9 protein-coding genes are annotated in these 10,017 nt (G+C 73.3%); 4 read left to right on the top strand and 5 right to left on the bottom strand.

Going from position 1 to position 10,017, the window contains the following annotated elements; genetic code table 11:
- Window positions 1-17: 17 nt before the first annotated feature.
- Both R7226_RS29930 and R7226_RS29925 read right to left on the bottom strand, forming a co-directional pair.
- On the bottom strand, window positions 18-797 hold the full coding sequence (locus R7226_RS29930) for a lysophospholipid acyltransferase family protein (RefSeq protein WP_318601152.1): 780 nt from the start codon (window positions 795-797) through the stop codon (window positions 18-20).
- Window positions 797-2,455, bottom strand: coding sequence for an FAD-binding oxidoreductase (locus R7226_RS29925; RefSeq protein WP_318601151.1), 1,659 nt, complete (start codon window positions 2,453-2,455; stop codon window positions 797-799). The genes R7226_RS29930 and R7226_RS29925 overlap by 1 nt, the downstream gene beginning before the upstream one ends.
- Window positions 2,456-2,611: 156 nt before the next feature.
- On the opposite strand from R7226_RS29925, the gene R7226_RS29920 reads away from it, so the two are divergent.
- On the top strand, window positions 2,612-3,676 hold the full coding sequence (locus R7226_RS29920) for an SDR family oxidoreductase (protein WP_318601150.1): 1,065 nt from the start codon (window positions 2,612-2,614) through the stop codon (window positions 3,674-3,676).
- A gap of 85 nt (window positions 3,677-3,761) precedes the next feature.
- On the opposite strand, the gene R7226_RS29915 is transcribed toward R7226_RS29920, so the two are convergent.
- Entirely contained in the window at window positions 3,762-4,424 is a 663-nt protein-coding gene (locus R7226_RS29915; RefSeq protein ID WP_318601149.1) for a TetR/AcrR family transcriptional regulator, read from the bottom strand.
- A gap of 60 nt (window positions 4,425-4,484) precedes the next feature.
- Here R7226_RS29915 and R7226_RS29910 point away from each other — a divergent pair, with 60 nt between their 5' ends.
- The 3 genes from R7226_RS29910 (at window position 4,485) to R7226_RS29900 (ending at window position 7,873) form a co-directional block, all read left to right on the top strand.
- The gene (locus tag R7226_RS29910) at window positions 4,485-5,483 is read left to right on the top strand and encodes an ATP-binding cassette domain-containing protein (RefSeq protein ID WP_318601148.1); all 999 of its coding nucleotides are present in this window, start codon (window positions 4,485-4,487) and stop codon (window positions 5,481-5,483) included.
- The gene (locus tag R7226_RS29905; RefSeq protein WP_318601147.1) at window positions 5,480-6,343 is read left to right on the top strand and encodes an ABC transporter permease; all 864 of its coding nucleotides are present in this window, start codon (window positions 5,480-5,482) and stop codon (window positions 6,341-6,343) included. The genes R7226_RS29910 and R7226_RS29905 overlap by 4 nt, the downstream gene beginning before the upstream one ends.
- A gap of 102 nt (window positions 6,344-6,445) precedes the next feature.
- The gene (locus R7226_RS29900; protein WP_318601146.1) at window positions 6,446-7,873 is read left to right on the top strand and encodes a hypothetical protein; all 1,428 of its coding nucleotides are present in this window, start codon (window positions 6,446-6,448) and stop codon (window positions 7,871-7,873) included.
- A gap of 12 nt (window positions 7,874-7,885) precedes the next feature.
- Here the strand turns inward: R7226_RS29900 and R7226_RS29895 are convergent, their stop codons facing one another.
- Both R7226_RS29895 and R7226_RS29890 read right to left on the bottom strand, forming a co-directional pair.
- A complete protein-coding gene (locus R7226_RS29895; protein ID WP_318601145.1) occupies window positions 7,886-9,382 on the bottom strand; it encodes a sulfatase family protein in 1,497 nt (498 codons plus the stop codon).
- Window positions 9,383-9,683: 301 nt separating this feature from the next.
- Window positions 9,684-10,017 (bottom strand): response regulator transcription factor (locus tag R7226_RS29890; protein WP_318601144.1); only part of this gene is annotated, 334 nt, incomplete at its 5' end.

The following is a 10,017-nucleotide window of genomic DNA, read 5'->3' as shown; positions in this document are numbered from 1 at the left end:
GGTGAGGAAGACGCGGGTCATCGGGTCGCGCTCCCGCCGGCCGCGCGCCCGGCCGCGCGCTCCGCCGCGCCGGTCGCCGCCGCCCGCCGCGCCGCCAGCTTCGGATCGGGCGTCGTCTCGGCGCCGCACTCGGCCATGAAGAGGCGGACCCGCTCCATCACCTCGAAGCGGTCGTCCTCCGGCGAGACCTCGATCGGCGCGCCGAAGCGGACGCGAATGTCATGACGCGCGAAACGGCCGCCGCTCTCAGGGCGGACCATCCAGCTGCGGCCGATCGGCATCGCGGCGCGCGTGCCGTCGATGTGGACGGGGACGATCGGCAGCCCGTGCGCCGCCGCCAGGACCGCGCCGCCGGTGTGCAGCCGCCCGACGCGACCGTCGCGCGAGCGCGTCCCTTCGGCGAACACCGCGAGGCTCCAGCCATCGGCCAGCAGCGGCCCCAGCGCGGCCGTCCCGCCGCCGCCCCCGGCCTCGCCGCCGCGCCCCTTGCGCACGAGCGGCACGGTGCAGAACGCCAGCGAGACCGCGGCGCCGACGGAGCGCCGCGTGTAGAAGTAGTCGGCCGCCGCCGCGACCGCGGTGCGACGGCGCCACGGCCCCGGCAGCGCCCGCAGCAGCACCGGCGTGTCGACGTGACTGCAGTGGTTGGCGACGAAGATCGCGGGGCCGTCGAGCTGCTCGGCGCCGCTGACCTCACGGCGCGCGTAGGTGCGCACGATCGTGTCGAAGACGCCGCAGACGATCAGCTCGCGGGCGGCCCGCGCCGGCGCTGTGCGGACCCAGGGCTGGTCGTCCATCAGACGATCTTGCCGGGGTTCAGGTTCCTGCCGGGGTCGGCGCCGGCGAACAGCGCCTGCACGAGCGCGACGCCCGGCGCCGAGATGTCCTGCTCCAGCCACGGCGCGTGCTCGGTCCCGACGGCGTGGTGGTGCGACAGCGACGCGCCGTTGTCGACGAACGCCTGCTGGATCGCCGACTTCACGACGTCGTACTGCGCGAGCATGTCGGCGCCCGGCGTCGGTCTGAACGCGAACGTGAAGTAGAGGCAGGCGCCGCCGTGATAGCTGTGCGACAGGTGGCACATCAGGTAGCCCTGCACGCCGAGCTTGGCGAAGGCGCCGTGGCCGGCGGCGTTGACCGCGTCGTAGACGGTGCTCAGCCTGCTCCACGGCATCGCTGTCTCGGAGACGTCGGCGGGGACGCCGCGGTCGAGCAGGAAGTCGCGGATGTAGGGGGTGTCGAACTTCTTCTGGTCGTACAGCGCGCCGGGGCCCGAGCCGACCGTCAGCCCGCCGTGCCGCTTGACGATCTTGCCGACCGCCTTGCGCTGCTCGGCGACGTGGCTCTCGCTGCCCTCGTAGCCGATGAAGGAGAGGCACATCTGGTCGAGCTGGAAGCCGAGCCGCCGCCGCAGGTAGGTCGTCAGCGCCTTCCACTGCAGCTTGTCGCCCGTGCTCTGGGCCTTGCGGGTGGCGAACGAGAACTGCGTCTCGGGCGCGTCGGAGACGCGCGTGACCGAGACCTGGCACTCGCTGTCGGCGATGTCGCGCATCGCGGCGAGGCCGGCGGCGAACGTCGGGAACAGGTAGCCGATGATTCTGCGTTCCTCGGGCAGGCGGCGGACCTGGATCGTCGCCTCCGTGATGACGCCCAGCCGCCCCTCGCTGCCGAGCACCATCTCGCGCACGCTCGGCCCGTTGGAGGCTGACGGGACCGGCTGCGTGATCAGCATGCCGGTCGGCGTCACGACGCGCAGGCCGCGCGTCACGTCGGCGATGTCGCCGTAGCGGTCCGACTGCATCCCCGACGAGCGCGTCGCGATCCAGCCGCCGAGCGTCGAGTGCGTGAAGGAGTCGGGGAAGTGGCCGCAGGTGTAGCCGCGCGCGTTCAGCTGCTCCTCCAGCCGCGGCCCGAAGACGCCGGCCTGCACGCGCGCCAGGCGCGAGACGGTGTCGATCTCCAGCACCCTGTCGAGGCGGCCGAGGTCGAGCGAGATCACGGGCCGCGTCTCGTCGGCCGGCGGCTCCAGCGAGCCGGAGATCGACGAGCCGCCGCCGAACGGGATCACGACCGCGTCGGCTGCCAGCGCCGCCGTCAGCACGGCGGTCACCTCGTCCTCGTCGGCGGGCCGCACGACGACGTCCGGCAGCCGCGGCAGGTCGCCGCGACGCTGGCGGATCAGGTCGCGGATCGACTTGCCGCGCGCATGCACGACGCGGTCGAGCGGATCGACGCTGACCTGCTCGGCGCTGACGGCGCCTTCGAGCGCGGCGCGCAGCTCGGCCGGCAGCGACGGCTCGGCCAGCTCCAGCTCGGCGAAGGTGGGCGGCGCCTCTGTCGCGCGCGCGAGGTCGAGGCCGAGCTGCTGCTTGATGAACGGCCCCAGCTCGGGCTTGTCCTCGTGCGTGAACTCCACGCCATCCAGGCCCCAGCCCCACCACTTCATCGCCGCCATGCTGTTCGTCCTTCGTCTCAGGTGCGCCCGCCCGCGTCCGCGTGCGCTCCGGCCTCGTGCGAACGCCCGACCTTAGGGATTGCGCCGGCTGCGCGCGGTGCGGCCGAACCACGGGCCGCACGGCGCGCGCGGCGCGTCCTCCCCGATACTGCTCGCATGCTTCGCGAAGATCACGTCACCGTGCTGACCGGCGCCACGGGATTCGTCGGCTCGCTGGTGCTCGAACGACTGCTCGCGCGCGGCGAGCCGGTCGCGGCGCTCGTGCGCGCCGCCGACGACGCCGAGGCGCGCCGCCGGCTCGAGGACCTGGCCGAGCGGACGTGGGGCGACCGCACCGTCGTCGCGGACGTCGAGGCCGTCGCCGCCGACGTCGAGCGCGACCGGCTCGGGCTCGACGCCGGCAGCTATGACGCGCTCGCCGCGCGCGCCGCCGCCGTCGTCCACTGCGCCGCCTCCATACGGTTCGACCTCTCGCTCGATGAGGCGCACGCGATCAACGTCGACGGCAGCGAGCGGATGGTCGCCTTCGCCGAACGGGCGCGCGAGCTGGGCGCGGCGGCCCGCTTCGTGCACGTCTCGACCGCCTACGTGCACGGCCGCGCGAGCGGTCTCGCGCGCGAGACGGGGCCGGTCGCGGCACCGGCCTTCCGCAACACCTACGAGCAGACCAAGCACCGTGCTGAGGCCGTCGTCGCGCGGCTGGAGGGCGCCGCGATCGTGCGGCCGAGCATCGTCGTCGGCGACTCGCGCAGCGGCTGGACCAGCTCCTTCAACGTCGTCTACCCGCCGCTGCGCGCGCTCGTCAGCGGCGTGCTGGAGGTCGTGCCGGCGCCGGCAGAGGCGATCCTCGACCTCGTCCCGGTCGACCACGTCGTCGACGTCGTCTGCGGCCTGCTCGACCAGCCGCGGCTCGCCGGGGTCGTGCAAGCCGTCAGCGGCGACGCGGCCCCGACGATGGAGCAGTTCGCGCGGCTCGCCTACGCGCACGCCGGCCGCCCGATGACCGAGTGCGTCCCCAGCGCCGCCGATCAGATCGGCGTCTACGCGCCGTACGTCGACGTGCACGCGCGCTTCGAGTTCGCGCGCGCGGCCGAGCTGGGCGTCACGCCGGTCGCGATCGAGCAGCTCGTTCCGCTGCTGCTCGACCACGCCGACGCGGCGGCGTGGGGCCGGCGGACGGTGCTGCGGCCGAGCCCGCTGCAGGCGGCGCCCGCGGTCTGACGGCGGCGCGACCCTGCACACAGCCGACCGCAGAGGTGGGGCGGACAGGTCGTCCTTGCCGTCGCACGCGAAGGGTGACCGAAGCCTACGGCGCGGAGTCCGCGGCCGGCCCGGCGACCGCGTAGTCGCCGAGGCCGGCCGCGAGCTGGTCGTAGGCGCGTGCGACCTGCGGCCGCAGACGCGCGGCCAGCTGCTGCGGGTCCTCGCCCGCGAGCAGCCCGGCGAAGACGACGCGGAAGATCGTGATGAGCGCTGACGCGAGCGTGCGCGCGACGACCGCGGGGACGAGGTCGTCGTCGTCCGCTCCGGTCGCCTCGGCGAAGACGGCGACGAGCGCGGCGGCCTCGCGCTCCCAGCCGACCGCGAGCCGCTCCTGCAGCGCCGGGCTGCCGCGCACGATGCGCGGGACGACGAGGCTGTCCTCGCTCTCGCCCGCGGCGACGTCGTCGAGCATCTCCTCGGAGTTCGCGCGAAAGACGTCGAGCACCGCGGTGCCGGGCGGGCGCTGAGCGATGTCCCTCCGCAGCTGCGCCAGCCGTGTGTCGCCGCCGGCGAAGACGAGGTCCTCCTTCGTCGCGAAGTGGTTGAAGACCGTCTTCTCGGAGACGCCGGCGGCGACGGCGATCTCGGCGACCGTGACGGCGTCGAAGCCGTGCGCGGCGAACAGGCGGCGGGCGGTGGCGGCGATCGCGTCGTAGGTGGCCCGCTTCTTGCGTTCGCGGAGACCCTCGGGCTTCTGTCCTGTCATAAGCATACACCATACAGTGACTATAGTTTTACAGTGACTGTAGTGTTATCGTGCCGCGCCATGCCCTCCTCTTCACCACCCGCCATCAAGGTCGAGAACCTCGTCAAGACCTACGGCGAGGTCGAGGCCGTCCGCGGCGTCTCGTTCACCGTCGCCCGCGGCGAGGTCTTCGGCTTCCTCGGCCCCAACGGCGCCGGCAAGAGCACGACGATCAACATGCTCTGCACGCTCGCGCGCCCCTCCTCCGGCACCGCTCGCGTGAGCGGCTTCGACGTCTCCCGCGAGCGCGACGACGTCCGCCGCCACATCGGCCTCGTCTTCCAGGACCAGACGCTCGACGGCTATCTCACCGCCGCGCAGAACCTGCGCCTGCACGCCGAGCTGTACGGCATCGACCCCGGCGTCGTCCCGGCGCGGATGCGGCAGATGCTGGAGATGGTCGACCTGTGGGACCGCCGCGACCAGACGGTCGCGACCTTCTCGGGCGGCATGCGGCGGCGCCTGGAGATCGCGCGCGGCCTGCTGCACTCGCCGCGCGTGCTGTTCCTCGACGAGCCGACGATCGGCCTCGATCCGCAGACGCGCAGCTCGATCTGGCGCTACATCCGCGCGCTGCAGGAGACGGAGGGGACGACGATCTTCATGACCACGCACTACATGGACGAGGCGGAGTTCTGTGACCGCATCGCGATCATGGACCGCGGCGAGATCGTCGTGCTCGACACGCCCGCGGAGCTGAAGGCGAGCGTCGGGGCCGACCGCGTCGTGCTCGGAACCGCCGACGACGACGCCGCCCTCCGCGCGCTGCGCGACCGCTTCGGGATCGAGGCGACGGTCGCGGAGGGCGCGGTGACCTTCCACGTCGAGTCCGGCGAGGCGTTCGTGCCGCGGCTGTTCGCCGAGCTGAACGTGCCGATCACCTCGGTCGCCGTCTCGCGGCCGACGCTCGACGACGTCTTCATGCGCTACACCGGCTCGACGATCCGCGACGCCGAGAGCGGCGGCGGGAGCGACCTCAACCGCGCGACGATGCGCGTGCTGTCGGGTGCCCGCCGATGAGCGCCGCGATCGCGGACGTCGTCGCCGTGCGGGTGCCCGAGCGCTCATGGCGGTCGGAGGCGCGGGCGGTGCGGATCGTCTGGCGTCGCGACCTGATCCGCTTCGCCAGCGACCGCATGCGGATCGCGACGATGCTCGTCCAGCCGCTGCTGTTCCTGTTCGTCCTCGGCGCCGGACTCGAGACGCTCGCCTCCGCCTCGACCGACGGCGTCGACCTGAAGACCTTCATCTTCCCCGGCGTGCTCTGCATGGCGCTCGTCTTCAGCGCGATGTTCAGCGCGATCTCGCTGGTGATGGACCGCGAGTTCGGCTTCCTGCGCGAGATGCTGGTCGCGCCGATCCGGCGCTCGTCGATCGTCGTCGGCAAGTGCCTCGGCGGCGCGACCGTCGCGTCGCTGCAGGGCGTGATCCTGCTGGCGCTGGCCGGTTTCGTCGACGTGCCCTACGACCCGCTGCTGCTGCTCGGCCTCTTCGGCCTGATGCTGCTGATCGCCTTCACGGTGACCGCCTTCGGCGTGATGGTGGCCGTCCGCATCAGGCAGATCCAGACGTTCACGACCGTGATGCAGATGTTCGTGATGCCGCTGTTCTTCCTCTCCGGCGCGCTCTACCCGGCCTCCGGCCTGCCGGGCTGGCTGGAGCTGCTGACCCGCCTCAACCCGCTGACCTACGCCGTCGACCCGATGCGGCGGCTGGTCTTCAGCCATCTCGACATCTCCGACACCGCCCGCCGGACGCTCGACCCCGGCATCACCTGGTTCGGCTGGCGCGTGCCCTCGCTCGTCGAGGTGGGGATCGTGCTGGCGCTCGGCCTGGCGATGATGGGCGTCGCGATCTGGCAGTTCTCGCGGACGGAGTGACGCGCTCCATCGCTCGGCGGGGACAGGTCCGGGGCGTGGTCGGGGGGCGCCCCGGGGTTCCCTCGATCCCCGCCGGGGCCGCGGCGCGGGAGGCTGCGGCACATGCGAATCCCGATGCTCGCCGCGCTCGGCGCGGCCCTCACGATCGCGGCCGCCGCCCCGGCGACCGCCGGTGCCGACTCGATCGCCTACGTCAAGGGCGGCGACGTCTGGCTCGCGACGCCGGACGGCGCGCGGCAGCTGCAGGTGACGCGCAGCGGCGGCTACTCCTACGTCTCGCAGGCCGACGGCGGCACGATGGTCGCGCTCGCGGGCGAGCGGCTGCACACGCTCGCGCGCGACGGCCGGCTGCTCGCCGACATCCCCACCTTCGTCAGCGACGGCGCCCCGCAGGCCGGCCCCGTGACCCAGTTCCACGGCCCCTTCACGCCCGAGATCTCGCCCGACGGCAAGCTGATCGCGTTCGAGTACGTCAACCAGTCGTTCACCGGCGGCCAGACGCCGCAGTGCAGCGAGAGCAGCATCCCCTCCTGCCACGAGCTGACGACCAGCCAGGGCGTCGGCATCACCCACGCCGACCGCTTCACGCCGTTCGAAGAGTACGGCCTGCAGACCGGCTGGATCTACCCGCACTGGATCGGCAACGACAGACTGCTGCGCTCCTTCCCCAGCACGATCCTCAACGAGGACGCGGTCCTCACGACGGTCGCGCCGGGCGCCGGCGACGACGCGCTCCACCGCTGGTTCTACGACGAGACCGGGATGGGCGTCGACGACGTCGAGGTCTCGCGCGACCTCAGAACCGTCGTCGGGATCGCCGGCGGCAGCGACGAGCTGCTGCGCGTCTACCGGCCGCTGATGGACCCCTTCAGCGCGCCGCAGCAGTCGATGAGCCCGTTCGCCAGACGCGTGCCGATCGTCGAGGGGTGCATCCAGTACGGCCAGCCGATCGGCGGCCGCTTTGAGACGGTGACGCTCGCGCCGAACGGCCGCGGCGTCGCCTACGGCGTCGGCGACGGCATCTGGGTCAACCCGCTGCCCGACCTCGCCGGCGGCTGCCAGCCGGGCCAGAACGGCCGCCTCGTGATCCCCGGCGGCAGAGATCCCGACTGGGGCCCGGCCGACGTGCCGGCATCGATCCCCAGCCCGGCCGGCGCAGGCGGCGACGGCGGCGCGAGCGGCGGTGGCGGCGGCAGCGGCGGCAGCGACGCGCCGAGAGCGGCCGCGAGACGTCCGCGCCTCGCGCTCGCGGTGGCGAGAGCACGGCTCGCCCGCGCGCTCGCCCGCGGCCTCGCGGTCTCCGTGCAGCTGCCGGCCGGCGCGACCCGCGCGACCGTGACGGCGAAGGCCGGCCGCACCACCGTCGCGCGCGGCACGGCGAGAGCTGGCAGAGGCGGCGTCGCGACGCTGACGCTGCGCTTCACGCGCGCGGCGCGGCGGACGCTCGCCGGCCGCGGAGCGGTGCGGCTGACGCTGACCGCCGTCGCCGGTCGCGCGCAGACGCGCGCGACCGTGACGCTGAAGCGCTGAGCGCCGCCGCGATCAGGTGCCCCCGGCCGGCGGACGCACCGCGGTCCGGCAGCCGGGGCCGCGGCAGTGCGCGAGCTGGTGCAAGGTCGCGCGCAGCACGTGCACGATCCGCTGCTTGCGCGGATCGGCGTGGACGGAGCGCAGCTCGTAGGGATCGCGCGCGAGGTCGTACAGCTCCCGCTCGCCGCTGCGGTACTCGACGTAGAGCCACCGCCGCGTGCGCACCCCGCGGTACGTGAAGACCTCGCGCACCGCCGGCACGCCGGCGGCGTCCTGATCGCGCTGCCGGATGAAGTGCCGGCCGCCCGTCTCGTGCAGCAGCACCCGTCTGCTGCAGCGGCGCGGATCGCGCGCGAACGGCAGCAGCGAGCGGCCGTCGAGCAGCCGTCCCGGCAGCGCCCCGGCGACCCCCGCGATCGTCGGCGCGAGGTCGACGTTGCCGACCAGCTCGTGCGAGACGACCCCGTCCGGGATGCCCGGGCCGCGGATGATCAGCGGGACGCGGGTGGATGGTTCGTACGGCAGCATCTTGCCGCTCGGCACGCCGTGCTCGCCCTGCATGTAGCCGTTGTCGGACGTGAGGATCACGTAGGTGTCGGCGAGCTCGCCGGATCTGCGCAGCGCGTCGACGATCCCGTCCACGGCCTCGTCGACCGCGAGCAGCGACGCGCGGCGGTCGCGGAAGTCCGCGGCGATCCGGTCGACGCCCGCGGTCGTCAGCCGCGGCCGGTGGCGCAGGAAGCCGGGCTTGTCGGAGCGGTCGCGCTCGGCGAAGCCCGGCGGCGTCGGGAGCGGGGCGCCCGCGAGCGCCCGCTCGTGCCGGGGAGCCGGCCGCACGAGCCGGCCGGTGATCGCCTGCACGGCGCGGTTCTCGTGATGCGGAGCGAGGAAGGCGACCGACAGGAAGAAGGGACGCTTGGACGGGGCGCGGCGGGCGATGAAGTCGACCGCCTTGTCGCGGTAGACGTCGGTCTGGTAGAGCCGCGGGTCCTCGTCGAGCGGCGTTCCGTAGGTGCGCGCGACGCCGTTCTCGACGAGCGTGTAGCCCCACATCAGATACGTGGAGCCGTCGACGGCGCCGTACCACTCGGTCCAGCCGGGCGGCTGCTGAGCGCCGACCCCCAGCTCGTAGCCGTTCATGTACTTGCCGATGTGCGCGGTCGCGTAGCCGGCCCGCTGGAGCCAGACCGGCAGCGCGTTCGCGTGGCCGAAGCGGGCGTAGCCGCCGGTCGGCGGGTAGAGGCCTAGAACGCCGTGGTTGTGGGCGTACTGCCCGCTGAGATAGGTGGCGCGCGAGGGGCAGCAGACCGGATACGAGACGTACGAGCGGTCGAAGCTCACGCCTTGCCGCGCGAGCACGCCACGGGTCCGCGGCATCGCGGCGAGGTCGGCGACGGTCTGGTCGTCGGTCATCAGGACCACCACGTTCGGGCGGTCGGCGGCTGCTGCGCTCGGGATGAACGCGCACAGCAGCAAGGCTGCGGCGAGCAGCCGAATGGTGAGTCGCACGGCGAGATCCCCCCGCGCACGATTGCGTGCGCTGCCGGTGGATTCGAACCTGCTTCAGAACGTCGATGCCGTGAGCACACCGTCTCGCGGCGCCGGATCGCCGCCCGCGATGCTCGACGCAGCAGGGCTGCGCCTTGCGCTCGCGTTCGGCGCCCGGCATCCACGATCCGGCGCCCTCACGCCACCGCCGTCTTCTGAAACAGGTTCCTGGCGTCGATCAGGGGCCGCGCCGCTCGATGAGCGCCGGGCCCCTAGCGACAGGAGGCGGGCTGACGGGCAAAACCATGCATTCCCGATCAGTTTAGTGGAGAATGCCGCGAGGTTCAACCGGTTGGGTCGGATCGCGCAGTCCCAGCTCCTCCGCGCGCCGGCGCAGCTCGTGCTTGGAGGCGACGCCGAGCTTGAGGTAGACGTGCCCGAGGTGGCTCTCGACGGTGCGCGGGGAGATGTGCAGCTCGGCGGCGATCTCGCGCATCGTCGCGCCGGTCGCGGCGAGCCGCGCGACGCGCAGCTCCTGCGGCGTCAGGCCGTCGTCCTCGCGCACGCGCCGGCGACGGCCGCCGGCGGCGGCCAGCTCCGCGCTCAGCTGCGCCGCCAGCGGCGCGGCCCCGCGCTCCTCGGCCGTCCGCAGCGCC

The organism is Conexibacter stalactiti (assembly GCF_033542075.1).
In the GTDB taxonomy this organism is placed as follows: domain Bacteria; phylum Actinomycetota; class Thermoleophilia; order Solirubrobacterales; family Solirubrobacteraceae; genus Conexibacter; species Conexibacter stalactiti.
Note: the sequence above shows the minus strand (reverse complement) of the source record. Positions and strands in the feature narration are given on the sequence as shown.

What these genes read in the sequence shown, in the direction of transcription:
- R7226_RS29930 (WP_318601152.1), bottom strand. Translation starts at nt 797, where the DNA reads ATGGACGACCAGCCCTGGGTCCGCACAGCGCCGGCGCGGGCCGCCCGC.
- R7226_RS29925 (WP_318601151.1), bottom strand. Translation starts at nt 2,455, where the DNA reads ATGGCGGCGATGAAGTGGTGGGGCTGGGGCCTGGATGGCGTGGAGTTC.
- R7226_RS29920 (WP_318601150.1), top strand. Translation starts at nt 2,612, where the DNA reads ATGCTTCGCGAAGATCACGTCACCGTGCTGACCGGCGCCACGGGATTC.
- R7226_RS29915 (WP_318601149.1), bottom strand. Translation starts at nt 4,424, where the DNA reads ATGACAGGACAGAAGCCCGAGGGTCTCCGCGAACGCAAGAAGCGGGCC.
- R7226_RS29910 (WP_318601148.1), top strand. Translation starts at nt 4,485, where the DNA reads ATGCCCTCCTCTTCACCACCCGCCATCAAGGTCGAGAACCTCGTCAAG.
- R7226_RS29905 (WP_318601147.1), top strand. Translation starts at nt 5,480, where the DNA reads ATGAGCGCCGCGATCGCGGACGTCGTCGCCGTGCGGGTGCCCGAGCGC.
- R7226_RS29900 (WP_318601146.1), top strand. Translation starts at nt 6,446, where the DNA reads ATGCGAATCCCGATGCTCGCCGCGCTCGGCGCGGCCCTCACGATCGCG.